General features: G+C 69.8%; 22 protein-coding genes. 8 read left to right on the top strand and 14 right to left on the bottom strand.

All coding sequences use genetic code 11. From position 1 onward, the window contains the following. Positions 1-728: 728 nt before the first annotated feature. The 3 genes from ABZ463_RS38970 to ABZ463_RS38960 all read right to left on the bottom strand — a co-directional run bounded on the left by ABZ463_RS38970 (position 729) and on the right by ABZ463_RS38960 (position 2,778). Positions 729-1,028: a type II toxin-antitoxin system VapC family toxin gene (locus ABZ463_RS38970; RefSeq protein WP_362784652.1), complete on the bottom strand. Its 300-nt coding sequence runs from the start codon at positions 1,026-1,028 to the stop codon at positions 729-731. Positions 1,029-1,148: 120 nt separating this feature from the next. Further along, complete coding sequence (locus ABZ463_RS38965; protein WP_362784648.1) at positions 1,149-1,469, bottom strand: prevent-host-death protein; 321 nt, start codon at positions 1,467-1,469, stop codon at positions 1,149-1,151. 490 nt (positions 1,470-1,959) lie between these two features. Next, positions 1,960-2,778, bottom strand: coding sequence for an SAM-dependent methyltransferase (locus tag ABZ463_RS38960; protein WP_362784645.1), 819 nt, complete (start codon positions 2,776-2,778; stop codon positions 1,960-1,962). A gap of 550 nt (positions 2,779-3,328) precedes the next feature. Between ABZ463_RS38960 and ABZ463_RS38955 the strand changes: the two genes are divergently transcribed. From ABZ463_RS38955 to hutI, 5 genes are all read left to right on the top strand, one after another. Continuing rightward, positions 3,329-4,192 (top strand): MurR/RpiR family transcriptional regulator, encoded by an 864-nt coding sequence (locus ABZ463_RS38955; protein WP_352013983.1) that lies wholly within the window; start codon positions 3,329-3,331, stop codon positions 4,190-4,192. 90 nt (positions 4,193-4,282) lie between these two features. Further along, complete coding sequence (gene hutU / locus ABZ463_RS38950) at positions 4,283-5,953, top strand: urocanate hydratase (protein WP_362784642.1); 1,671 nt, start codon at positions 4,283-4,285, stop codon at positions 5,951-5,953. Positions 5,954-6,000: 47 nt separating this feature from the next. Beyond that, complete coding sequence (locus ABZ463_RS38945) at positions 6,001-7,158, top strand: allantoate amidohydrolase (protein WP_362784662.1); 1,158 nt, start codon at positions 6,001-6,003, stop codon at positions 7,156-7,158. Then, complete coding sequence (locus ABZ463_RS38940; RefSeq protein WP_352013981.1) at positions 7,155-8,558, top strand: formimidoylglutamate deiminase; 1,404 nt, start codon at positions 7,155-7,157, stop codon at positions 8,556-8,558. The genes ABZ463_RS38945 and ABZ463_RS38940 overlap by 4 nt, the downstream gene beginning before the upstream one ends. A gap of 255 nt (positions 8,559-8,813) precedes the next feature. Then, positions 8,814-9,974, top strand: a complete 1,161-nt coding sequence (gene hutI / locus ABZ463_RS38935; RefSeq protein ID WP_352013980.1) for an imidazolonepropionase — start codon at positions 8,814-8,816, stop codon at positions 9,972-9,974. A gap of 16 nt (positions 9,975-9,990) precedes the next feature. Here hutI and ABZ463_RS38930 read toward each other — a convergent pair whose 3' ends face one another. From ABZ463_RS38930 to ABZ463_RS38920, 3 genes are all read right to left on the bottom strand, one after another. Then, positions 9,991-11,142: a Fic family protein gene (locus ABZ463_RS38930; protein ID WP_352013979.1), complete on the bottom strand. Its 1,152-nt coding sequence runs from the start codon at positions 11,140-11,142 to the stop codon at positions 9,991-9,993. Between the two features lie 88 nt (positions 11,143-11,230). Then, positions 11,231-11,530, bottom strand: coding sequence for a putative quinol monooxygenase (locus ABZ463_RS38925; protein WP_352013978.1), 300 nt, complete (start codon positions 11,528-11,530; stop codon positions 11,231-11,233). A 33-nt stretch (positions 11,531-11,563) separates the two neighbouring features. Continuing rightward, positions 11,564-12,613: an aldo/keto reductase gene (locus tag ABZ463_RS38920; protein WP_362784636.1), complete on the bottom strand. Its 1,050-nt coding sequence runs from the start codon at positions 12,611-12,613 to the stop codon at positions 11,564-11,566. A gap of 132 nt (positions 12,614-12,745) precedes the next feature. On the opposite strand from ABZ463_RS38920, the gene ABZ463_RS38915 reads away from it, so the two are divergent. Next, positions 12,746-13,621: a helix-turn-helix transcriptional regulator gene (locus ABZ463_RS38915; protein WP_352013976.1), complete on the top strand. Its 876-nt coding sequence runs from the start codon at positions 12,746-12,748 to the stop codon at positions 13,619-13,621. Here the strand turns inward: ABZ463_RS38915 and ABZ463_RS38910 are convergent. The 5 genes from ABZ463_RS38910 to ABZ463_RS38890 form a co-directional block, all read right to left on the bottom strand. Continuing rightward, positions 13,599-14,378 carry a MerR family transcriptional regulator gene (locus ABZ463_RS38910; RefSeq protein ID WP_362784632.1) on the bottom strand — a complete coding sequence of 260 codons (780 nt, stop codon included), beginning with the start codon at positions 14,376-14,378 and terminating at the stop codon, positions 13,599-13,601. The two genes, ABZ463_RS38915 and ABZ463_RS38910, sit on opposite strands and share 23 nt — an antisense overlap. A 101-nt stretch (positions 14,379-14,479) precedes the next feature. After that, positions 14,480-14,764, bottom strand: a complete 285-nt coding sequence (locus ABZ463_RS38905) for a hypothetical protein (RefSeq protein WP_352013974.1) — start codon at positions 14,762-14,764, stop codon at positions 14,480-14,482. Positions 14,765-15,079: 315 nt separating this feature from the next. Next, positions 15,080-15,592 (bottom strand): GNAT family N-acetyltransferase, encoded by a 513-nt coding sequence (locus ABZ463_RS38900; protein ID WP_352013973.1) that lies wholly within the window; start codon positions 15,590-15,592, stop codon positions 15,080-15,082. Between the two features lie 666 nt (positions 15,593-16,258). Next, the gene (locus ABZ463_RS38895) at positions 16,259-18,022 is read right to left on the bottom strand and encodes a hypothetical protein (protein WP_362784628.1); all 1,764 of its coding nucleotides are present in this window, start codon (positions 18,020-18,022) and stop codon (positions 16,259-16,261) included. A 407-nt stretch (positions 18,023-18,429) separates the two neighbouring features. Continuing rightward, the gene (locus ABZ463_RS38890; protein WP_362784625.1) at positions 18,430-19,509 is read right to left on the bottom strand and encodes a Gfo/Idh/MocA family oxidoreductase; all 1,080 of its coding nucleotides are present in this window, start codon (positions 19,507-19,509) and stop codon (positions 18,430-18,432) included. Positions 19,510-19,614: 105 nt separating this feature from the next. On the opposite strand from ABZ463_RS38890, the gene ABZ463_RS38885 reads away from it, so the two are divergent. Further along, positions 19,615-20,193, top strand: a complete 579-nt coding sequence (locus ABZ463_RS38885) for a TetR/AcrR family transcriptional regulator (protein WP_352013970.1) — start codon at positions 19,615-19,617, stop codon at positions 20,191-20,193. Positions 20,194-20,396: 203 nt separating this feature from the next. Here the strand turns inward: ABZ463_RS38885 and ABZ463_RS38880 are convergent, their stop codons facing one another. Then, positions 20,397-20,855 carry an NUDIX hydrolase gene (locus ABZ463_RS38880; RefSeq protein ID WP_362784622.1) on the bottom strand — a complete coding sequence of 153 codons (459 nt, stop codon included), beginning with the start codon at positions 20,853-20,855 and terminating at the stop codon, positions 20,397-20,399. A 210-nt stretch (positions 20,856-21,065) separates the two neighbouring features. Between ABZ463_RS38880 and ABZ463_RS38875 the strand changes: the two genes are divergently transcribed. After that, positions 21,066-21,674: an ankyrin repeat domain-containing protein gene (locus ABZ463_RS38875; RefSeq protein WP_362784620.1), complete on the top strand. Its 609-nt coding sequence runs from the start codon at positions 21,066-21,068 to the stop codon at positions 21,672-21,674. A 76-nt stretch (positions 21,675-21,750) separates the two neighbouring features. Here ABZ463_RS38875 and ABZ463_RS38870 read toward each other — a convergent pair whose 3' ends face one another. Further along, positions 21,751-22,638: a hypothetical protein gene (locus ABZ463_RS38870; protein ID WP_362784617.1), complete on the bottom strand. Its 888-nt coding sequence runs from the start codon at positions 22,636-22,638 to the stop codon at positions 21,751-21,753. Continuing rightward, entirely contained in the window at positions 22,635-23,210 is a 576-nt protein-coding gene (locus tag ABZ463_RS38865; RefSeq protein WP_362784615.1) for an RNA polymerase sigma factor, read from the bottom strand. The genes ABZ463_RS38870 and ABZ463_RS38865 overlap by 4 nt, the downstream gene beginning before the upstream one ends. Between the last annotated feature and the right edge of the window lie 3 nt (positions 23,211-23,213).

The raw sequence follows: 23,213 nt of genomic DNA, 5'->3' as shown, positions 1-23,213 counted from the left end.
CGCTGGGCGCTGACCGGCCGCATCCCCTCAGTGAGAACCCCCAGCAACCAACGCCGCTACCGCGAAACCGACATCACCGCCCTCCTCAACACCACACCTTGATCGCTATCTCCCGCCTCTTCGAGGGGGCAGACGATCCCCGCGTACGCGGGGAGCACGGCTCCACCGTGAGGGTGAGGACGAGGCTGCCCGGACCATCCCCGCGTACGCGGGGAGCACCCTCGCCGACCTGCGGGTTTGTCGGCGGTGAGGGCTGAAAATCATTACTTTCGTTGAGTCGGGCATTTCGGGCACGGCGTTTGGCGGGTCCAGGGTCTGAAGGCAAGGGCGACGGTATGGCTTTCTGATGCGTGGTGGGCTTCCCGTCTCGGAGTGCGCTTGTGGATCAGGGAGTTTTGCGTTGTGTCGCACGTTAGCCTGTGGTCGGCGCTGTCTCGGTGAACTTCATGGTGTGTCCGGTATGTCCAAGTCGATGGAAGTGATGATTTTCGGCCCTTGCCGCTGATAAACCCGCAGGTCGGCGAGGGTGCTCCCCGCGCACGCGGGGATGATCTCAGAGCGCCTGCTTGCAAGCAGGAGGGCAGGAGTTCGAATCTCATAGGCTCCGCCCAACGAAAAGCCCAGGCCGGGGATGGTTCCCCAGTCTGGGCTTCGGTCGTTCTACGGGCACTTCAAGGTCCGTATGGCACGCATCTGGCCGATCACCGGGAGTTTCGACTGCTTTGTGCTCATCCGCTGTCCCAACGCGGCCGAGTGACCGGCATCACGGAGAGCAGGTGGTCCAGGCCTTTGAAATCCTTGGGGTTGCAGGTGTAGAGGGGCAGTTGGTTTGCGATGGTCACGCAGGCGATCATCAGGTCCGCTGTCCGGGGGCGGGGTTTACGTCCTGAGGCGACGACGGCCGTCCACAGCTGGCCGTACTCACGGGCGGCGGCGTCGTCGAAGGGAAGTGGATCGAACTCTGCCTCGACGGTCTGCAGGATCTTCATCCGCTGGGCGAGCTCCTGCGGCCCGGTGGCCACCAGCACGCCGACTGAACAGCTCCGCGGTGGTGATGGCGATGATCAGTATCTCGTCGGGAAGCTCGTCGGGGTCGATGCCGGCGCGCAGGATGAGGATGTTGGTGTCGAGCAACCCCTGGGCGTGGGTCATTCCTCGTTCTCCGTGACCACGCCTCTGCCGTAAGCGCGGTCGTAGGGGTCGTGAAACTCGTCATTGACGTGGCGGTCCATGTCCTCGCGGTATTTCCGGTCGTCCAGCCATGGCATGCCGCGGGACACGGCGCTGAACTCCGCTCGTGAGACGGCTCGGCGTCGGTGGCGGATGGGAACGAGGTCGCCGATGTGGTGGCTGTTACGGGTGACGGCGTACCGTTCCCCTCGTTCCAGCCCATCCATGATCTCGGCCGACCGGTTGCGCAGGTCACGCTGGGAGGTCTGATGGGAGGGGTCGGGCCGAGGAGTGTTCACTCTTCATCCCTATAGGAGGGTGCTACCCGGTGCTACAAGATGGCACGGTTCGCCAAGCCGTTCGGGACCTTGATCTGAGAACCGCCGGTGATGAGGAGAAGGTCGAGGCGGAAAGTAAGCCCGTGCTCACAGATCGGCAGGTCGAAGGACATCGCCGGGCCACTGAGGGCGATCAGCGGTGGACAGGCACGGTCACTCGCGGAGAGCCCGCCGCCCGGCTCGGAGCCCGCACGGCCCAAGATCAGGCCGATTTGCCAGCAGGATGTCAGGAGGTGCTCCCCGCGCCCGTGGGGATGGTTTTCAGGGCGTGGCGGTGACGATCACGCTTAACGGCAGCGTGGTTGCGGCCTCTTTGCTTGTCTTGAGCCCGGCATCGCCGCGATCCAGCGAAGCAGGGGCGGTCCGAAAGCGGTGCCGGTTGGAGTTGCCACGTCTCAGGCTCGGGTCCGGGGTACGGCCAGGCGTGAGAGCCCCGTTGAGGGGGAGACGCCTATTCCTTGTGGCCGATGCCGCCGACCACCCAGATTGAGTCGGGGCGGTGGATCAGGTCGTCCTCTGGGCGCCATTCGGGGATGTAGACGACTCCGGGGTCCACCAGGGCGAGGCCGTCGAAGTAGCGTTCGATCTCGGCCTTGCTGCGCAGGCCCTTCCTGTGGGGGCCGGTGACGGCGCCCTCGCTCTGGTAGAAGGCGGCGAGCTTGGCGGTGGCCTCGGGGCGCAGGTCGCCGACCGGGTGGGAGATGGCCAGGTAGCTGCCCGGCGAGATGGTCTTGCGGAGGTAGTCGATGATCTGGTCGACCTGGGAGTCGTCCTGGATGTCCTGGAGCACGCCGAACAGCAGGATCGCGACCGGCTCATCGGGGTTGATCATCTTGGTGAGGCCGGGGTCGGCGAGCAGCGCCTCGGGGTCGCGGAGGTCGGCCTCGACGACCACGGTCAGCCGGTCGTCCTGCAGCAGGGCCTGGCCGTGGACCACGACCATGGGGTCGTTGTCGACGTAGACGACCCGGGCGTCCGGAGCGACCGCGTGGGCGATCTCGTGCACGTTGCCCTGGGTCGGCAGGCCGCAGCCGACGTCGATGAACTGCCGGATCCCGGCCTCCTGGGCGAGGAAGCGTACGGCCCGGCCGAGGAAGCGCCGTCCCTCACGCCAGAGCACGGGGAGTTCGGGGGTGATGGCCATCGCCGCTTTGGCCGCTTCCCGGTCGGCGGCGAAGTTGTCCTTGCCACCCAGGAAGTAGTCAGCGACCCGCCCCATGTTCGGGGTCGTGGTGTCGAGCCTGGGCCTCTCCGGCTTCGACGATGCCACCGTGTTCTCCGTCCAGCAGATCCATTTTCTGCGGAGGTTATCCGCTTTTCATATGCCCCGGGGCCATATTCCGGCAACCGGTGGCCCCAGCCTGGCGGTTCATGGCGCTTTTCGCGCGGGTCATGTCCACTTCCGCACATGATCATGCGTTGAGGGCCCGGGCCTGGCACGGAAGGCGGGCAAACGACGGTGACGGCTGTCACTGGTCTCCGGCGGACGGCCGACCGGGCGGTGACCGAATAGCCCTTTAGGGAGCCTCCACCGTTCTGCATGTAGCCATGCAGGAGGCATGATGAATGAATATATTCCATGCCCGAGTCCTGAGCCCCGAGCCCATGCCCTGAATCCATGTCCCGTCCAAGCCTGTATCCAGGGCTCCGGCTCCAAGCCCGGGTCTGGGCTCCGGCTCTGACCTTGGATCATGGCTCTGAGCTTGGTTCCAGGCTCCGGTCCCAACGCCTGTGCCCGAACCCGGCTCCGGGTCCGGGGTCCCGGTCCCGAGCCTGGGCCCCGACGCGCCCCCGACCGACGCCCCCGACCGAGGAGAAGTATGAGTCACGACGATGCCGGACCCCGCATGCTGCGGCTGTTCGAGGGGCACCGGCTGACCCCCGCGCAGCGCAGGATCGCGCACTGCCTGGTGCAGCACGCCGGGGAGGCGGCCTTCCTGTCCAGCGTGGAGGTGGCCGAGCTGGCCGGGGTCAGTCAGCCGTCGGTGACCCGCTTCGCGATGGCCCTCGGGTTCGACGGCTACCCCGCGCTGCGCAGGCAGCTGCGTGAGCTGGGCTCCCCGGAGACGGTCGTCCAGGACGAGGCCGGGGAGGGCGCCGAGGAGGAGGCGCCGAACGAGTTGCAGCGGGCCGTACTGGCGGAGATCGCCCACCTGCGGCGGCTGGCCGGGACGCTGGCCGATCCCAAGCCGGTCGTCGCCGCCGCGCGACTGCTGTCGGTCTCCCGGCCGCTGCCGGTCCTCGGACTGCGGGCCGCCGCCGCGCAGGCTGCGGGGTTCTCCTACTTCGCCGCCAAGGTCCACCCGGATGTGCGGCTGCTCGACGAGGGCGGGTCCATGCTGGCCGACCGGATCGAGCGGGCCGCGGCGGCGGGAGCGACCGCGTTGTTGTGCTTCGCGCTGCCCCGCTATCCGGCGGAGCTGACCGAGGCGCTCACCGTCGCCAGGGACGCCGGGCTGAGCGTGGTGACGGTCGCCGACAGCGCCTTCGCGCCCGCCGCGGCGCTGTCGGACGTGGTGCTGGCCGCCGAGGTCGGCACGAGTCTGGTCTTCGACACGGCCTGCGGCCCCATGATGCTGGGCAGAGTCCTTCTTGAGGCGATGTGCGATGAGATCCCCGGGGCCGAGGGACGGCTTGAGGCGTTCGAGGTGTCGGCCGCGGCCAGGGAGATCTTCACGGACTAGCCTGTTGACTGAAACTATTCAAGCGGGATACAAGTGAATACATCTATTTGAACATGTCGGCTGACGGCCGACGTGCTGGAGGGCGGAAGCGTGGCTGAGCAGAACGGCCGAGGTCCGATCAGGGCTCCGCGTGGGACGGAGCTGAACACGCGCGGCTGGCAGCAGGAGGCCGCGCTACGGATGCTCATGAACAACCTCGACCCCGAGGTCGCCGAGCATCCCGACAAGCTCGTCGTGTACGGCGGCACCGGCAAGGCGGCGCGTGACTGGCGCTCCTACGACGCCATCACCCGCACCCTGAGCACGCTGAAGGGCGACGAGACCCTCCTCGTGCAGTCCGGCCGTCCCGTCGGGGTCATGACGACCCACGAGTGGGCGCCGCGTGTCCTGATCGCCAACTCCAACCTGGTCGGCGACTGGGCGACCTGGCCCGAGTTCCGGCGCCTCGAACAGCTCGGCCTGACCATGTACGGGCAGATGACCGCCGGGTCGTGGATCTACATCGGCACCCAGGGCATCCTCCAGGGCACCTACGAGACCTTCAGCGCCGTCGCCGCCAAGCGGTTCGGCGGCTCCCTCGCCGGGACGATCACCCTCACCGCCGGGCTCGGCGGCATGGGCGGCGCCCAGCCGCTGGCCGTCACCATGAACGGCGGCGTCGTCATCTGCATCGACTGCGACCCGCGCAGCATCGACCGGCGCATCGAGCACCGCTACCTCGACGTCAAGGCCGACAACCTCGACGAGGCCCTGCGCCTGGCCTACGAGGCGCGCGACGCCCGCAGGCCGCTGTCCATCGGTGTCGAGGCCAACGCCGCGCAGGCCGTACCGGAACTGCTCGCCAGGGGCGCCGAGATCGACGTCGTCACCGACCAGACCTCCGCGCACGACCCGCTGGCCTACCTGCCGATCGGCGTCGCCTTCGAGGAAATGGCCGACGAGGCCGCCAAGGACCCGGAGGGCTTCACCCAGCGGGCCCGCGAGTCCATGGCCAGGCACGTCGAGGCGATGGTCGGCTTCCAGGACGCCGGGGCCGAGGTCTTCGACTACGGCAACTCGATCCGCGGTGAGGCCAAGCTGGCGGGCTACGCGCGCGCCTTCGACTTCCCCGGTTTCGTGCCCGCCTACATCAGGCCGCTGTTCTGCGAGGGCAAGGGCCCCTTCCGCTGGGCCGCGCTGTCCGGCGACCCCGCCGACATCGCCAGGACCGACCGGGCCATCCTCGACCTGTTCCCCGAGAACGAGTCCCTGGCCCGCTGGATCAAGATGGCCGGGGAGCGCGTCCACTTCCAGGGCCTGCCCGCGCGCATCTGCTGGCTCGGGTACGGCGAGCGCGACCGGGCCGGTGAGCGCTTCAACGACATGGTCGCCTCCGGCGAGCTGTCCGCCCCCGTCGCGATCGGCCGTGACCACCTCGACTGCGGCTCGGTGGCCTCGCCGTACCGGGAGACCGAGGCGATGCTCGACGGGTCGGACGCCATCGCGGACTGGCCGCTGCTCAACGCCATGGTGAACGTCGCCTCCGGCGCGTCGTGGGTCTCCATCCACCACGGCGGCGGTGTCGGCATCGGCCGTTCCATCCACGCGGGCCAGGTCACGGTCGCCGACGGTACGGCCCTGGCCGGGGAGAAGATCCGCCGGGTGCTGACCAACGACCCCGGCATGGGCGTCATCAGGCACGTGGACGCCGGATACGACCGGGCCAACGAGGTCGCCGAGGAGCGCGACGTGCGCGTCCCGATGCGCGAGGGCGACGCGTGAGCGACGCATACGAGAAGGCGGGCGCGGCGGGGGAGGGCTTCCGCCGGATGTGGCGGGAGCTGCTGCCCGTCGGCCGGCACGCGGGCAGCGGCGGTTACCGGCGCCACGCCTGGACCTCCGCCGACGCCGAGTGCCGCGCCTGGTTCGCCGAGCAGGCCGAGGCCAGGGGCCTGGGCTACGAGATCGACCGCAACGGCAACCAGTGGGCCTGGCTGGGCGACCCGGCCGCCGGGGACGCCGTCGTCGTCGGCTCGCACCTGGACTCGGTGCCGGACGGCGGCGCCTACGACGGCCCGCTCGGCGTCGTGTCCTCCTTCGCCGCCCTCGACGCGCTGCGCGAGCGGGGCGTCACCCCCTCAAGGCCGCTGGCCGTCGTCAACTTCGGTGACGAGGAGGGCGCCAGGTTCGGCGTCGCCTGCGTCGGGTCCCGGCTGATGGCCGGTGTCCTGGAGCCCGGCCACGCCAGGGACCTGCGTGACGGCGACGGCGTACGGCTGGCCGACGCGATGGAGCGCGCGGGCCGGGACCCGGAGGCGATCGGCCGCGACGACGAGCGGCTGTCGCGGATCGGGGCGTTCGTCGAACTCCACGTCGAACAGGGCAGGTACCTCGCGGACACCCCGCACGCCGTCGGCGTCGCCTCCGCCATCTGGCCGCACGGCCGCTGGCGGTTCGACTTCTCCGGCGAGGCCAACCACGCCGGGACCACCCGGCTCGTCGACCGTCACGACCCCATGCTCGCCTACGCGGCGGCCGTACTGTCGGCCAGGGAGCTGGCGCGGGAGGCCGGGGCGCTGGCGACCTTCGGCAAGGTTCGGGTCGAACCCAACGGGACCAACGCCATCGCCTCCCTGGTGACGGCCTGGCTCGACTCGCGGGCCGCCGACTCGGCGACGCTGGACGCGCTGGTCAAGGCCATCACCGAGGCCGCCGAGGGAGCCGAGGTCACCCGGGAGTCCTACACGCCGGTCGTCGACTTCGACGTCCCGCTGCGGGACCGGCTGGCCCGGGTGCTCGGCGGCGTCCCGGTGCTGCCGACCGGCGCCGGGCACGACGCGGGCATCCTCGCCTCCGCCGTACCGACCGCGATGCTCTTCGTGCGCAACCCGACCGGGGTCTCGCACTCCCCGCACGAGCACGCCGAGGAGACCGACTGCCTGGCCGGGGTGAGCGCCCTGACCGACGTTCTTCAGGACCTGCTGTGAACGGCAGGTTCTGGGCACGACACGCCTGGACGGGAGGGGCACAGGCAGGAGCCCCCGGTCCCGGAACCCCTGGGGCTGGGGTATCCGGGTCCGGGGGTTCCGACCCCCTTGAGTCCGGGCTGCTCATCGAGGTGACCGACGGCCGGATCACGGCGCTGCGGCCGGGCGGCGAGCCCGGCGACGCCGTGGTCCTCGACGGGCTGGTGCTGCCCGGACTGGCCAACGCCCACTCGCACGCCTTCCACCGGGCGCTGCGCGGCGAGACCCAGGTCGGCGGCGGCACCTTCTGGACCTGGCGGGAGACGATGTACCGCGCCGCCGCGGCCCTCGACCCCGACACCTACCTCGACCTCGCCACGGCCGTCTACGCCGAGATGGCCCTGGCCGGGATCACCTGCGTCGGGGAGTTCCACTACCTGCACCACGCGCCGGGCGGCACGCCGTACGCCGACCCGAACGTCATGGGGGAGGCGCTGGTCGAGGCGGCGGCACGGGCGGGCATCCGGATCACGCTGCTCGACACCTGTTACCTGTCGTCCGGGTTCGGGGCGCCGCCCGACGCGACGCAGGCCCGCTTCAGCGACGGTACGGCCCACGCCTGGGCGGAACGCGCCGAGGCGTTGGCCGTCGCGCTGGACAAGCACCCGCACGCCGTCGCCGGTGCCGCCGTGCACTCCGTGCGGGCCGTCCCCGCCGACCAGCTCGCCGTCGTCGCGGCCTGGGCCGAGGGCAGGCTGGCGCCGATCCACGCGCACCTGTCCGAGCAGCCCGCCGAGAACGAGGGCTGCGTCGAGGCGTACGGCGTCACGCCGACCAGGCTGCTGGCCGACCACGGCGTGCTCGGCCCCCGGGCGACGGCCGTACACGCCACCCATCTGACCGGCGACGACGTCGCCCTGCTCGGCGGCAGCGCCACGACCGTCTGCATGTGCCCGACGACCGAACGGGACCTCGCCGACGGCATCGGACCGGCCAAGGACCTCCAGCTCGCCGGGTCGCGGCTCACCCTGGGCAGCGACAGCCACGCCGTCATCGACCTGTTCGAGGAGGCGCGCGGCATGGAACTGGACGAACGGCTGCGCACCCGCCGCAGGGGGCACTGGAGCGCCGACGAACTGCTGCGCGCCGCCACCGGCGACGGACACGCCTCACTCGGCTGGCCGGAGGCGGGCCGCATCGAGGTCGGCGCCGTCGCCGACCTGGTGACGGTCTCCCTCGACTCGGTCCGCACCGCCACCCCACGGCCCCGCCCGGAGACCGCCGTCTTCGCCGCGACGGCCGCCGACGTGCGGGACGTCGTGGTCGGCGGCAGGCTGGTCGTACGGCACGGCGCCCACCGGCTCGTCCCCGACGTTCCCGCCGCCCTGCGCCGGGCCGTCGGCCGCCTCTGGGCGTCGTGACGCGGTGCTCTCCCCGTCGCGCCGGAGCCGTGCCGTCTCGTACGGCTGGGCATCTGAGCCGGCGTGTGCCGTGGTCTCCTCGCCGCGTCGGAGCCGTGTCACCCGGCACGGCGGCGGCATCATGAACGCAGGGGCCGGTCCCTGGCCCGTCCCGCACCATGCCGTGGTGAGCGCCGGGACCGGTCCCTGTACCCATTCACGCCGTGCCGTGGTGAGTCCCTGTTCCGCCTGTCTTTCCGCACGTCCGGAGGTACCGTGAGCCTGCTCGTCACCGGTCTGTCCCGTCTCGTCACCAACGATCCGTCGCTGGGGCAGGGGCCGCTCGGCGTGGTCGAGGACGCCGCCGTCGTCCTCGACGGGCCCACGGTCGCGTGGGTGGGCCCCGCCTCCTCGGCTCCGGCGGCCGACGAGGTCCACGACGCCGGGGGCAGGGCCGCGATCCCCGGCTTCGTCGACTCCCACGCCCACCTGGTCTTCGCCGGGGACCGCACGGCCGAGTTCGACGCCCGCATGTCGGGCACGCCGTACACGGCCGGGGGGATCCGCACGACGGTCGCGGCGACCAGGGCGGCGAGCGACGCCGAACTGTCGGCCAACGTCGCCAGGCTGGTCGCCGAGGCGCTGCGCCAGGGGACCACGGTCATCGAGTGCAAGTCCGGCTACGGGCTCACCGTCGAGGACGAGGCCCGTTCGCTGCGGATCGCCGGTGAGCACACCGACGAGGTGACCTATCTCGGCGCCCACGTGGTCCCGGCCGACACCGACGCCGACGCCTACGTGGACCTCGTCACCGGGCCGATGCTCGACCGGTGCGCGCCGTACGCCCGCTGGGTCGACGTCTTCTGCGAGCGTGGCGCCTTCGACGGCGACCAGGCGCGGGCGATCCTCGAAGCGGGCGCCAAGCGCGGGCTCACCCCCCGGGTCCACGCCAACCAGCTCGGTCACGGCCCCGGCGTACGGCTCGCCGTCGAGCTCGGCGCCGCCTCCGCCGACCACTGCACCCACCTCGACGACGCCGACGTCGACGCCCTGGCCTCGGGGAACACGGTCGCCACGCTGCTGCCCGGCGCCGAGTTCTCCACCAGGGCCGCCTACCCGGACGCCCGGCGCCTGCTGGAGGCGGGGGTGACGGTCGCGCTGTCCACCGACTGCAACCCGGGGTCGAGTTTCACCACGAGCATGCCGTTCTGCGTGGCCGTCGCGGTGCGGGAGATGGGGATGACCCCGGACGAGGCCGTGTGGGCGGCGACGATGGGCGGGGCGCGGGCGCTGCGCCGTACGGACGTGGGCCACCTCGGCCCCGGCGCCCGCGCGGACCTCGTCCTGCTCGACGCCCCCTCCCACGTCCACCTGGCCTACCGCCCCGGCGTCCCCCTCGTCTCGGCGGTCTGGCACCGGGGCGAACGCGCCGTCTGACCCTCGGGCCGAGCGGTCAGGAGGAGAAGGGGTCGGAGTCGTCGCGCTTTCCGCGGGCGTGGACGATCTCTTCTCGGATAGCGGCCAGTTCTCCACCCGCGACGTAGTAACGTCCTCGTTTCTCTCCGCGGGGTTCGATGAGTCCCGTGTCCACCAGCTGACGCAGGTCCCGGTTGGCGGTTGATTCGGTGATGGGCTCCTCGCCTGAACGCTCCAGCGCCGTTCGGTAGGTCTGGTTTCGTATCCGGAATCCCATCGCCGCGTCGAACATTACCGCCATGACTCGTTCGGGCAGGCGATGTGTCTCGGTGAGCCGCTCCAGCGCGGTCCACAACAGGCCGCTCTCGCGGATGCGGACAAGGTGCGTGCGCGCCTGCCGCAGGTGCGCGGTCAACATGAAGCGGAGCCATGGTCGGGCGTCGTTGCCGGGATTCCAGGAACCCTGGCCGACCTCCGCCAATACCGCGTAGTAGGCGGGAGTGTTACGTCCCAGATACTCCTCCACACTCATGAAGATCGGGGACAGGACTCCTTCGCGGGAGAGAACCAGGCTCTGCAAACACCTGGCCATGCGGCCGTTGCCGTCCTTGAACGGATGGATCATGACAAGGTTGAGGTGCGCCATGGCGGCTCGTACGGGAGCCGGGCTGCTGTGCCCATTCTCCGCGGTGAGCCTTTCCGCCAACCCCTCCATCAGGGTTGGCACCTGGTCCACGGAGGGTCCCTCGTAGACGAGGTCCCCGGACCCCTCCTCCCGGACGTAGATGGAGCCCGCTCGCCATCTTCCCGGGCGGTTGCCGAGGTTGTAGCTCGTCATCATGAAGTGCAGGCTCTTGAGCATCTGGGTGGTGTAGGCGAAGTCGTCCTCTCCAGCCATCTGAAGGACGTAGGTCATCGCGTCGCTGTACCCCTTGATCGCGAGCTGTGTCTCCTGGGTGGCATCCAGGGGTTCGTCGCCTGCGGCGATGGCGGCGGCATCATCCAATTTGGCCACGTAGCCCTCGATGGAGTTGGACCCCTGGACCGCGCGTGCGAACGTCTGACGTCGCAGCTGGCCAACCCATCGTCGAGGTTCGTGGAGCTGGTGGCGGAGCTTCCGCTTGGCGTCCTCGACCTCTTCGAGGACTTCAAGCTCCCGGTCGTCAAGGACAGGAGTGGCGAACAGCATGAGCGATATCCCGTTTCTATCCCGCATCGTGCTGGATATTATCCCGCACCGTGCGCGAAACTATCCTGCATTCGCGCACGGTTCTCGGTCACCCGTCGAACTTCGTGGGGGTGAAGGTGCCGACGGTCATCGGGACGGCGAGGATCAGGTCGAGGACCTGCCGCACGTGCTGGAAGTGCGGGGTGGCGAAGTGCTCGGTCAGGGCCTCGGGGCCGGTCCACTCCTCGACGACGACCATCCGGGCGGGCTCGTTGGGGTCGACGTACGGCCGGTAGGCCAGGCAGCCGGGTTCGTCCAGGGACGGTTCGATCATCGCTTCGAGGGCGGTACGGAGCCGGTCCTCCTGGCCGGGCCTGGCCAGGAGTTCGGCGATGACGGTCAGGGACATGTCAGCACTCCTCCTTGGTTCTCGGAAAGGGCGTCACGGCCGGGCCGGGCCGACGCCCGCGCCCGAGGTGGTGATCGCGACGGCGATCTCCTCAAGGTCGGCCGGGGTGAGGCGCACCGCGTCCGCCGCGATCCACCCGTCGACCTGCGCGGCCGTACGGGCTCCGACGATGGCGCCGGTGATGCCCGGCCAGGCCAGCGTCCAGGCGATGGCCACCTCGGCGACCGTCACGCCGTGCCGCGCGGCGACGGGACGCAGGGCGTCGGCGAGCCGGAGGTTGGCGGGCAGGCCCGTGGTGAAGTCGCGGCTGGCGCGACGCCAGTCGTCGGCGGGCAGGGAGGCGACGCGTCCGGCGGAGAAGGTGCCGGTGAGCAGCCCCGACTGGAGCGGGGAGTAGACGATCACGCCGGTGCCGTGGGCGTTGGCCCAGGCGACCTCCGCCGCCGCCGAACGGTTGATCGCCGAGAACGGCGGCTGGACGACGTCGACGTGGGCGATCTCCTCGGCCGCCTGGAGCTGCTCGGGGGAGTGGTTGGACAGGCCGATCGCCCGGACCTTGCCCTCGGCCTTGAGGTCGGCCATGACCTGCCAGTACTCCTGAAGCGGCGTGGCGTTCGGCGAGACGGCGCCATTGGCGCCACTACCGTCACCGGCGAACTCCAGCGACTCGCCGGTGTCCGGCCAGTGCACCTGGTACAGGTCGATGTGCTCGACCCCGAGCCGCCTGAGTGAGTCCTCGACCTCGCGGCGCACACTGGCGGGCTTCATGATCCGGCGTGGCGCGGCCAGTGGGTTGTCCGGGTCCCAGACCAGGCCGACCTTGGTGAACAGGTAGGGCCGCTCGGCCTCCGGCAGGCCCGCCACGGCCCTGCCGACCAGCTCCTCGGAGTGGCCGAGGCCGTAAACGGCGGCGGTGTCGATCCAGTTGACGCCGGAGGTGACCGCGCGCCGGATGGCGGCGATCGACTCGGCGTCGTCGGTGGCGCCCCAGCCGAAGTGCCAGCCGGGGCCGGAGACGGCCCAGGAGCCGAAGCCGAGACGGCTGACGTTCATGCCGGTGCTGCCAAGGGGAACGGTGGTCATGTCGATGCCTTTCGGGGTTACCGGGTTGATGTCCACCACTTTCCTGGTCTTTCCACGGCTTACCCAGTGGCGGCCCGTGCCTGGGCACGGCGTGACCAGGCTGGAGTTCCAGAGGGCGGGGATACTGGATTCATGGCACTGGACAGACGTGTGGAACTGGGCGAATTCCTAAGATCCCGTCGCGCCAGGCTGCGGCCCGAGGAGCTCGGGCTGCCCGCCTACGGCGGCAACAGACGTGTCCCGGGGCTGCGCCGGGAGGAGCTGGCCATGCTCGCCGGGGTGAGCGTGGACCACTACGTACGGCTTGAGCAGGGCCGTACCCTGCACTTCTCCGAGGCGGTCCTGGACGCGGTCGCCCGCGCGCTGCGGCTGGACGCGGCCGAACGCGACCACCTGTACCGGCTCGCCCGCCCCTGGTCGGAGGCCGACCGGCGGGAGAACGCCCCCGAGCCGCAGCGGGTCAGGCCAGGACTGCGCAGGCTGCTCGACCTGGCGTCCGGGGTCCCGGCGTACGTCGTGGGACGCAACACCGACGTCCTGGCCTGGAACCCGCTCGCGGCGGCGTTGATCACCGACTTCGGCGCGCTGCCGCCGCGGCGGCGGAACCTGGCCCGGCTGGTGTTTCTGGACGAGGGGACGCGCGGCCTCTACGCCGACTGGTACGGCAAGGCCGCGGACGTGACCGCCTTCCTCAGGCTCGACATCGCGCGTTATCCCGACGATCCGGAGACGGCGGTGCTGGTGGACGAGTTGTCGGCCGCCAGCCCCGAGTTCAGGGAACTCTGGAGTGAGCACGGCGTCCGCGACAAGACCCACGGCCGGTACGTCTACCGGCACCCGGTGGTCGGTGAGCTGGAGCTCGGATACGAGACGCTCCGGCTGCCCGACGACCCCGACCAGGCGCTGATCGCCCACACGGTCGAGGAGGGGTCCGGCTCGGAGACCGCGCTGCGGCTGCTGGCCCTCTGGGCGAAGGAGAGCCTCGTCAGCCCTCAGCCGCGTTCCTGACGCGCTCCAGGTAGGGGACGAGGGCGGCCATCAGGTCGGCGGGCCAGGGGAGGTTCCGGCTGAGTTCGGCGCCGTTGTCCCGCCACATCCGCCGGGCCGCCTCCTGGGTGTCGCCGGTCGTCCCGCCACCGGGGTGGAAGGCGGCGCCCAGTTCGTCCCAGCGGGTGACGAGTTCCCGGACCCGGGGGTCGTCCACGGGGGTGTCGGCCCGCACGTGGCCGAGGAGTTCCTCGACCAGACCGGCCCAGCGGGTCCTGGCCTCCTCGACGGCGTCGGCGCCGAGTACGGCCCGGCGCTCGGCGAGCTGTTCGCGCTGTTCCGGGGTGAAATGGGTTTCGAACACAGAGATCATCTCCAGGGTCGTCATGAACCGCCCCGGGTCGGGCATCGTGCCGCCGTCGAGCTGCCCCAGCAGGTCGCGCAGCCGCAGCTTGAGCCGGTCGATCCGCTCGGCCTGCTCGTCAAGGCCGCGGAGCTGCGCGGACAGCAGTCCGCGCATCGTCGCCAGGTCGTCCGCCGGGTCCGCGAGCACGACCGCGATCTCGTCGAGCGACAGGCCGAGCGAGCGCAGGGCCCGAACCCGGTACAGCCGCCGCAGGTCGTCCTCGGTGTAGCGGCGGTGTCCTGAGGCGGTGCGTTCGCTCGCCGACAGCAGGCCGATCTCGTCGTAGTGGTACAGCGCGCGCACGGTCGTCCCGCTGGCCCGCGCCAGTTCTCCGATGCTCCACCGGCGTCCGGTGATGTCCTTCCCGGTCACCCTTGAAAAGGTAGAACCCCCCGTTACGGGGGGTTCAAGTCTCTTCTGGAGGAAGCGAGACTTCGAGGGGTGCCGACCGGAAGGCCGACACCCCGGTTCTCTTAGAAGAAGCGGACGGGGAAGCCGTTGAAGACGCCACCCCGGCAGAAGCCCCAGCGCCCGATCACGCGCACGGGCACGCCGCCGCCCAACTGGCACCGAGCCGGAGAGATCCAGCGAATGGTGATCTCGCCGGTCTCGGGTGTGGGGTCGTCGGCGGTGGTCGGGGCGGTGACGATCTCGGCGGGAGCCGGGTCGGCTGCTGCGCTGGCGGGCACCCCGGCGGCCAGCGGCGTCGCGACGACCGCTCCTGCGAGCGCCAGACCTGCGAGAAGACGACGGATCATGTTGAGTCCCTTCACGGTTTGTGATTTTGACGTAACCGATCGTGACTCATTCTCGGCCGGGCGAGGCTCTCCCACGCCGGGCCATTTGACTGACCGTGAGTTTTTAATCACTGGCGGTAATGCTGTCTTTCCCCGGCTTCTCGGTGGTTTTTTCGGAAGAATTTCCTGTTTTGTCGCTCCGGGATGATGTGTTCAGTGGGGAAGGGGTTCTTTATTTGTTAAGCGAGAAAAGGGGCCTGTTTATCTGCTTTTGGTGGCTGGATGTCGGCATTTTCTGCCAGATGGCGATGATCGGTGGGGGTAGAGCGGGGGCCCTCACGGCTCGCCGATGGCCCCCCGGGCGGTGAACGAGATCCAGGCGTCGGGTGGCAGGTCGGGCCGGTTCGGGACAAGCCGGTGCTCCTCGGTCCAGGCGTCCCCGGCGATCGCGGTAGCGACCCGGCGCCAGAAACGCGCCGCGCCGGCGTTGTCGTCCTGGAAGGCGATCTCCCACGTGCCCGGATGCCGTGCGACGACCTGCCGTACGGCACGCAGCCCGACGCCCGTCCCCCGTGCGCCGCGCACGACGAAGAAACCGCTCAGCACGCGGACCGGGCCGTCCAGGCCGCGGACGACGGCCAGGCCGAGAGGGCGCTCGCCGTTCGTCACCAGATACGGCGCCCAGCCGGGATCGGTGAACGCCGCGTGCAACCGGTCGCTCCTGAAGGTCCCGTCCGCGTCGGGCAGGGCTCCGCGAAACTCCGACATGTCATGACAGAACATCAGCCAGAGCCGCTCGGCGACGGGCAGGTCGGCTTCCTGGGCGAGCTGGACGAAAACCTCTGACATGGATCTCCCCGGTGAAGGTCGTGGAACGCGAAAAGCCTCCTCGCGGGACGGGGTCCTGGCCGAGGAGGCTCAACGTTTCCCGGGAAACATATCAGGGTTTCCTCGTGGCTTGGACCGAAGGCGTCAGTTTGGTGAACTTCCGGATGTTTCACAGTGGTGTGGGGCGGTCTCGGCTGGGTGGTGCGCGACGCTCGGCAATCCCGAACCCCTTTAACGTATATGCGCCGGTCTCCACGCTTTGACTGGATGTTGTGGGAAATTTCGGTGCGTGGTATTCGTTAGGATGGTGAGATCTGCGCGGCAGCGGCCCGATCGGGCCTGCGTGCCGTACGGGCCGCGCTTCCCCTCGATGGTCCCGCGTCTTATCGCGGAGAGGGTCGATCCCGGTCGTCCGTGCTGATGTCACAGAAACCATCAACGACGCCGATCGGAACAGCGTGAACAAAAGGTTTACGCGTCACGGAGAGGGCGAGTCGTGAGCGACCCCCGAATTTATTCTCTTATCTGCGAAGCGCTTGAATGACGTTTGCGGGATGGCGGGGAACACGGCACGGACAGGAAAAGCGTTGCCGGGTCTCACCCGTGGGGCGGGACCGGTGGGCGAGCCACGGGCGTCCGGATGTCCGCCCGTGGCCGCTCAGCTCCCGGTACGGCCGGAGCCGGGCCTCACCGGATGAGCTGCTCGACGTTGATCTTCACCTCGTAGACGTCCCGGTACGGGCTCGTCCCACCACTGCTCAGGGGCCACAGGAGGGGCAACGGCTGCGTCAGGTCGAAGGAGATGGTCGGTGTGGTCGGCTGGACGGTGTCGACCGGATAGATGTTCCACCGCGGTGACGTCGTACCCCCCGTCCCGGGGGAGGACTGCGAGCCGGTGGGCGTGGGCCTGGGCTGCGAGCCGGGGTTCGTGGGGAACAGCGGCGGATCGAGGTTGACGAAGGTCATGGTCGAGCGCGGACCCACGTTGGGGGTGCTGCTGCCGCCTCCCCCACCGCCGCCGGTGCCGCCGGTCGATCCACCGCTCTGGGTGGGGGTGACGGGCAGGTTGTGGCGGTCGTTGCGACTGGAGTCGCACGGTTGCGCCGCTCTGGCCGGTGGGCGCGCTCCGTCGGGCGCCTTGACGCGCAGCCCGAGTTCACCCGCGATCATCAGGGCGTAGTGTCCCGCCAGTGCCTTCTGCCCCTGCTGGTTGGGATGCCCTGACTGCTGTTTCTGGTTGAAGGAGTCCCCGGCGGGTGCCCAGACGAGGTTGCGGGTGTAGGGGGTTCTGGTCCCCAGTTCGTGGCCGGCGAAGGCATTCTCGATGTCCAGCAGGTCGGCGGCGACCCCGTGGTCGGCCAGGACCTGCTGCGCCTTCTTGATGGAGGCGGTCAGCCGAGGCGACAGGGCACGAAGTCTCGCCCAGTCCGCGTCCCGGTTCAAGATGAACGTCAACCATCTCATCGGGCCTCCGGGAAGGCGGTCGTTCGCGAGAGACTGGGGGTAGTTGACCATCATGATCCTGGCCTTGCCGCCGGTGGCGGTCTTCGTCGCCCGTACCAGCTGCACCAGTCGCGCCGACAGGGTCGACGGTTGCGTCAGCGGACGGACGAACGGCGGGCGCGGAGGTTCCGAATCCGCCCATTCCTGTTCGGAGGTGCGGGTGGTGTCGAACAACGGCTCGGTCTCCGCCTCGACGGCGCTCAGGTTGCCTTTCTTGTCGAGGAGGGCCTGCAGCCTGGGTCCGAAGTCGACGTCGTTGCCGCCGAAGCCGGAGATCACCAGGTCGGTGGCGTTGTCCAGCCCCTGGCTCTGCGGCGGGTTGACGCGGCCGTGGTCGTTCTGACCCACGAAGAAGTGCTCGCTGGCGGCGCCGGAGGAGGCGTTGAAACGTACGTCGAAGAAAACCTCGGGATTGGCGCGGCGCAGCAGGTCGATGCCCTGCAGGACCGCCGCGTTGGCCGAACGGTGCCGGAAGTCATCCTCGTAGTCGGCCTGGGTGTGCCCCAGCGCCGGGATGGGCGGCTTCCCGTTACCGACCCAGAGGTAGGGGTCGGGCAGGAAACCGCGCTTGTTGAAGTAGTCTCCCGCCCCCTCTCCCGATATGTACGAGTCGCCCATGATGACGATCTTCACGACCTTCTGCCCCGGCAGGGGGACACCCTGGCGGAACTGGGTGGGTTTGTCGTCCCCCCAGAACAGCGGCCCACCCGGCCCGGTACCCGTCGGCGGGCAGGTGTCGGTCGGCGCGTACCGCTGAGCCAGGTAATCCAGGCCGTTGGTGTTGGGGAGGTTCGCGAGCGTTTCGGCGTCGTAGTCGTTGAGCAGCGGGACGTCGCCGCCCACGGTGGCGCTCGCGGGGGTGAGGCCGGCGCCCGCGACCAGGACCGTGGCGAGGGCCGCTCCTGTGAGCGCGCGAGGCAGGGGGCGATGTAAGGATCTTCGCGTCATGCCGTCAACTATGAGCAACGCTCACATGGGGTACCTCCTGCTGAGGAAGGAGCGCACCCCCCGCCGACCGGCCGCCGCCCCCTCCTGCCGGGGAAGGATCCCCCCGTCACATCCGCGAAGGCGATGGCGGGTCCGGCCTGGTCACAGGCGCGGCTCGGTGGCCGGACGCCGTACGGACCGGGGCCGCCGCCGTCGTGGGTCGCCGGTTCACGCTCGGATGTCCCGGGTCGGGTATGTGCGATCATGACCGGAACGGACGCCCGTTTCCTCGGCATCGCCGACCTGGTCGAAGCCCCGTCCGTCGCGAGGGAGTCCATCCCGACGACGTCGCGCTCTGCCTGGAGGTCGACCGGTTCCCCTTCGCGATGGTGGCGGCCCTGGAAGGTCCGCTCATGGTTCTGCGTCCTTCACGCGACTCTCTGGGCGGTTCCCTCGGCCGCCGACCGTTCGACGGCGGCGAGGAGCCGGTGGTGGCGTAGGGCGGTATCGAAACCGGGATACGGCTGCCGGGCTTCGGCGAGGGCCCGGGCCACCTCCTGGTAGAGGGCCGCGATGTTGGCCGGAGGGCCGGACCGGACGCTGTCCGGAACCGTGCGACAGGTGTCGGGCACGGCCAGGACGTCGTCTCCGATCCTGATGTTCCAGTCGCCCCAGTGGATGAACGTCCCGGGCTGGGCCGGGGTGGCGGTCAGCGTTCCCTCGCTGCCGACGAGTTTGAGAAGGAAGGCGTCCTGGGTGGACGCGTTGCCGCCGTGCACGACGACGGAGGCGGTGGCGCCGCTCGCCAGCAGCCCGTGCAGCAGCACGTGACCGGGCGTGGCGTTGGGCACGATCCGCTCCGTCCCGGTCACCAGCACGCGGTCGTGCAGGCGGGGCAGCCGGGCGGAGACCTCCGTCAGCGGGCCCGCGACCCGTTCGAGCGCGGCCAGGAAGTGACCGGCCATGATGGTCAGGACGTTGGTTCCCGCCGAGGGGTCGAGACTGAACACCAGGTCCGGCCAGATCCGGTTGCCTCCGAAGGGGGCGCCCTCCGCCACCAGCGCGACCGATTCGAGCGTGCCGATCCGGCCCTCGGCCAGCAGGTCGGCGACGAAGCGGGCACTCGGGGAGTGGTGCCCCTGGAGCACGACCGCGTGGACGACACCCGCGGCGACGGCGGCCTCGGTCAGCTCCCTCGCCTCGTCGGCGTCGACGCCCAACGGCCACTCGGACACGACGTGCTTACCGGCGGCGAGGGCGGCCCTGATCACGGCGGCGTGCCCGGGGGTCTTCACCGAGACGACGACCAGGTCGACATCGGGATGCGCGACGAGTTCACCCACGTCGGCGAAGGCGTGCCGTACGCCGTGGGCGGCGGCGGCCCGATCGGCGCTGGCCTGGTTGGTGGTCGCGACCGCGGTCACGTCGAACTCCTCAAGCGCGGTGAGCGCGGGCAGGTGCGAGCCGTCCGCCCAACCGCCGGCACCGACAACTCCGACTCGGATCATCTGCGTCACCCCTTAATTCTGTACCGATTGGTAGGAAACTAGGGTGATGTGGCACCCCCGCGCAAGGGGTAATGTACCGATAGGTATAAAACTTGGGAGGACGACATGCCCGGCGGGCGCCCACGCTCGTTCGACGCGGACACCGCACTCGACCGCGCGCTTGAGGTGTTCTGGCGGCACGGCTACGAGGGCACCTCGCTGACCGACCTGACCACCGCGATGGGCATCAACAAGCCCAGCCTCTACGCCGCCTTCGGCAACAAGGAGGAACTGTTCGCCAAGGTCCTCGCCCGCTACCTCGACGGTCCCGGCGCCTACACCGCCGACGCGCTGGCCGCCCCCACCGGCAGGGAGGTCGTCGAACGGCTGGTCCGCGGGGCAGTGGACCTGGTCGCGGGAGAGGACACACCCCACGGTTGCCTGTGCGTCAACAGCGTGCACGCCTGCGGGCCCGACGCGCACGCCGTACGGCGGGACGCCATCGCGGTGCGCAAGGCCGGTGAGGCGGCGCTGCGCAGAAGGCTGGAACAGGCCACCGACCTGCCCTCCCGCCACGACCCGGCCACCCTGGCCGCCCTCGTCCACACGATCACCGACGGCATAGCCGTACAGGCCGCCGCAGGCCGAGGTCACGACGAACTACGCCGGATAGGCGACCTGGCCCTGCACGCCGTACTGACCTGAGAACCGCGGCTCACCATCAGGGCGACCCCGCCACGTCCGCCGAGCTGAGCCTGTCGGCCGGCATGGCCGGGGCCGCCGCCCGGTCACGCCCCGGGCGATGCCGTACGGCGACGGCCTGTGTCGCGGTGCCGGGTGAACGCTCCGCCCTTTCCCGGACATGCCTGACCGGTCCGGGAACGCGCGTGTCCCGCACCACCCGGGTTTCAGGTGGTGGGAAAGCCGTTCTCCAGCGAGGCCACCGTCCCGTTGTCGGCCGCGTGGACACACGCCTCGATCCGCCGGGTCGGCAGCGGACCGAGCCGCTCACCCACCTGACCGACCTCGACGAACGCCCATCCGGCCAATTCCTCCTCCGGCACCCGGATCGAGGCGATCTCCTGCGGCGTGAGCCGCCCGCCGTCGAACATGACGATCAGCCCTTCGGGCCGCTGCGGTTGTGAGGCCACCCAGTCGATCGCCAGCACCCGTCCGGTCGGCCGGTCCAGCCCGAGTTCCTCGGCCAGCTCCCGCCGACACGCCGCCTGAGGCGACTCCTCGGTCTCCACCGCGCCACCGGGAATCTCCCAGCCGGGCTTGTAAGCCGGGTCGACCAGCAGAATCCGGCCTGCCGCGTCCCGCAGCAACGCCCCGGCCGCCATCCATTTACGTGCCAGCGATGCCATGTACTCATCCGGCGACATTCGTGGAGTGCTCGAAGTCATGGACGCGACCGTAACGGCGGCACGACCCCCAGCCCCCCGGACACGCCCGCCTTCATCCACATCACCAACGACGCGTACTTGGTATGAACAGGCTAAGCGGAAGGGCTGACCACTTGTCCGTTTCCAGCTGTCTTTTTCACATGGGTGCGATGCTGAACCGGACGTTGGAACATGACGACCTGCGTGCGGATCGCCGGAGCCGAACGGGAAGGGCTTCGAGTCAGGCTCGCCGACACCGAAGGCGAGCTTGCCCAAGTCGGCCGATGCGCCTATGCGACTATTGTCGATCTTGATCTGTACGGGTCGGTGATGCCTCCGACCCGAGGTGCTCCGCTACACCGGTCGCACCTCCACGCTGACGTCCTCCGCAGAGGAGAGAGTGCCATGAGTCTTGATCGTGCTCGCAGGTCGCCGTTGCACTATGCGGCGATGTCCAACGACGTCAGCGCGGCCGAGGCGCTCCTGGACGCCGGAGCCGATCCGAGTGGATCAGATGAAAAAGGACTGACGCCACTGCACTTCGCAGCTCAGGAAGGCTCTGTGGCGGTCGCCCAGCTGCTCCTGCACCGACACGCGTTGGTTGACCAGGCCGACCACTACGGCAATACGCCGCTGAGCACTGCCGTGTTCTCCTCACGCGGAGATGGTCGAATGATCGAATTGCTGCGCCGGTGGGGAGCCGACCCGCTCAGGGCGAACAACAGCGGTCAGACCCCACTCGGCCTCGCCCGATTGATCGCCAACTACGAGGTCGCACGTTTCTTCGCCGACCTGACGTGACTTCGGAGAACGCCTCCTGATGGGTGGAGGAGGGCCTTTCCCGAGTACGACATAGGACCGGTAGCCGAGTGCCGGTTCAGCGGTGCCGGGGGAAGGCGAGGGTTCGTGTGACGTACAGGCGGATCGTTCCCTTCGTCGATTCGTCCGCCTGCCAGACGAGCCAGTCACCCCCCACCGGGGTGTTCTGCCTCGTGGGGTACATCACGTAGGGCATGTCCGGGTCGCGTGGCCTGTCGGGGGCGGGTTCGGTGACCAGGTAGGTGGCCCTGAGGCCGCGTCTGCCGATCTCCGGGAGGACCTCGCCCACGGTCCTGCCCTCGACCCGGTACCCGCCCAGCGACGTCGCCCTCACCCAGGGGGGAGGCGTCTTCGCCAGGTAGTGCGGCCGGTCGTCGGGGACCGGATCGCAGGGCGCCACCGGGTCCCGCATGAGGATCGTGCTGGTGCCGTTCCATCCGTTGACGGGGTCGACGTACAGGGTCCAGACGAAGGTCTGGCCGGGCTTGAACAGCTTGGTGTCGATCTGCATCCGCCAGGCCCCGGGATCACCGGGCACGTTCGTGGGCGTGCGGTAGAGACCCCCGGGGACGTCCGTCACGACGGCGCCGCGTGGCTCCCTGCACTTCCGGCCCGCCGGGACGTAGTCCACGACGGCGGGCACGTCGAGCTCCTGGAGCTGCCTGGTCAGCCCCTTCACGTCCGGGAGGTCGCCGGGTGCGACGTCGCGTACGGTGACGTGCACGACGCCGTCGGAGTCCCTGGTGACGGCGTAGGCGGGGGCGGCCCCTCCGACGGAGGAGACGGTGATCACGCCCGCCGCGGCGGCGACCGCCATTCCCGCCGCCAGAGCCATGACGACCCGGCGGCGTGGCCGTCCGGCCCGCTCGGCCGTCGCCCGCGCCGCCACGTGCTCCTTCAGCTCGGCCAGCCGGCGCTCTTCGAAGCCTGCGAGAGATCCGTTCATGACGATCCTTCCAAGATGGTCTCCGGGCAGGTGCCGGGTTCGTTCACGAGCCGGCGGTGCGCGCGGTGCAGCCGTACCCGGGCGGTGGCGACACGGATGCGCAGGGCCGTGGCGGCGTCGGTGACGGACAGGCCGTCGACGTCCACCAGTTCGGCCACGGCTCGCAGGCCCTTGGGCAGCCGCGCGATGGCCGCCAGCAGCGGGCGGGTGGCCCGTTCGGCGTCGATGCGTTCCTCAAGCCGCGCGATGTCGTCGTCGTCCAGAGGACGGCGCCCCGCGGCCCTGCCGTTCTTGTGCAGTTCCCTGGCCGCTCTGCGCAGTTCGGACGCCACCACGTTGCGCGCGATGCCGAACAGCCACGCCTCCTGGCTGCCCCGGTCGGGCCGGTAGGTGTTCGCCGCGTCGACGGCGGCCAGGAAGACCTCGGTGGTGAGGTCGTCCACCGTGTGCGGATCGGTCATCCGGCGGGCCACGAAGCGGCTCACCCGTTCGACGTGTCTTCGGTAGAAGACCTCGAACGCCTCGGGATCCCGCATCGTCTGCCGGAGATCCTCCGGCGGAACGTCTGTCATCCA

The organism is Streptosporangium sp. NPDC020145 (assembly GCF_040631275.1).
Lineage (GTDB): Bacteria > Actinomycetota > Actinomycetes > Streptosporangiales > Streptosporangiaceae > Streptosporangium.
Note: the sequence above shows the minus strand (reverse complement) of the source record. Positions and strands in the feature narration are given on the sequence as shown.

What these genes read in the sequence shown, in the direction of transcription:
- ABZ463_RS38920 (WP_362784636.1), bottom strand. Translation starts at nt 12,613, where the DNA reads ATGACCACCGTTCCCCTTGGCAGCACCGGCATGAACGTCAGCCGTCTC.
- ABZ463_RS38925 (WP_352013978.1), bottom strand. Translation starts at nt 11,530, where the DNA reads ATGTCCCTGACCGTCATCGCCGAACTCCTGGCCAGGCCCGGCCAGGAG.
- ABZ463_RS38885 (WP_352013970.1), top strand. Translation starts at nt 19,615, where the DNA reads ATGCCCGGCGGGCGCCCACGCTCGTTCGACGCGGACACCGCACTCGAC.
- ABZ463_RS38900 (WP_352013973.1), bottom strand. Translation starts at nt 15,592, where the DNA reads ATGTCAGAGGTTTTCGTCCAGCTCGCCCAGGAAGCCGACCTGCCCGTC.
- ABZ463_RS38865 (WP_362784615.1), bottom strand. Translation starts at nt 23,210, where the DNA reads ATGACAGACGTTCCGCCGGAGGATCTCCGGCAGACGATGCGGGATCCC.
- ABZ463_RS38895 (WP_362784628.1), bottom strand. Translation starts at nt 18,022, where the DNA reads ATGACGCGAAGATCCTTACATCGCCCCCTGCCTCGCGCGCTCACAGGA.
- ABZ463_RS38870 (WP_362784617.1), bottom strand. Translation starts at nt 22,638, where the DNA reads ATGAACGGATCTCTCGCAGGCTTCGAAGAGCGCCGGCTGGCCGAGCTG.
- ABZ463_RS38945 (WP_362784662.1), top strand. Translation starts at nt 6,001, where the DNA reads ATGTGGCGGGAGCTGCTGCCCGTCGGCCGGCACGCGGGCAGCGGCGGT.
- ABZ463_RS38880 (WP_362784622.1), bottom strand. Translation starts at nt 20,855, where the DNA reads ATGGCATCGCTGGCACGTAAATGGATGGCGGCCGGGGCGTTGCTGCGG.
- ABZ463_RS38905 (WP_352013974.1), bottom strand. Translation starts at nt 14,764, where the DNA reads ATGATCCGTCGTCTTCTCGCAGGTCTGGCGCTCGCAGGAGCGGTCGTC.
- ABZ463_RS38875 (WP_362784620.1), top strand. Translation starts at nt 21,066, where the DNA reads ATGACGACCTGCGTGCGGATCGCCGGAGCCGAACGGGAAGGGCTTCGA.
- ABZ463_RS38930 (WP_352013979.1), bottom strand. Translation starts at nt 11,142, where the DNA reads ATGCTGTTCGCCACTCCTGTCCTTGACGACCGGGAGCTTGAAGTCCTC.
- ABZ463_RS38890 (WP_362784625.1), bottom strand. Translation starts at nt 19,509, where the DNA reads ATGATCCGAGTCGGAGTTGTCGGTGCCGGCGGTTGGGCGGACGGCTCG.
- ABZ463_RS38955 (WP_352013983.1), top strand. Translation starts at nt 3,329, where the DNA reads ATGAGTCACGACGATGCCGGACCCCGCATGCTGCGGCTGTTCGAGGGG.
- ABZ463_RS38915 (WP_352013976.1), top strand. Translation starts at nt 12,746, where the DNA reads ATGGCACTGGACAGACGTGTGGAACTGGGCGAATTCCTAAGATCCCGT.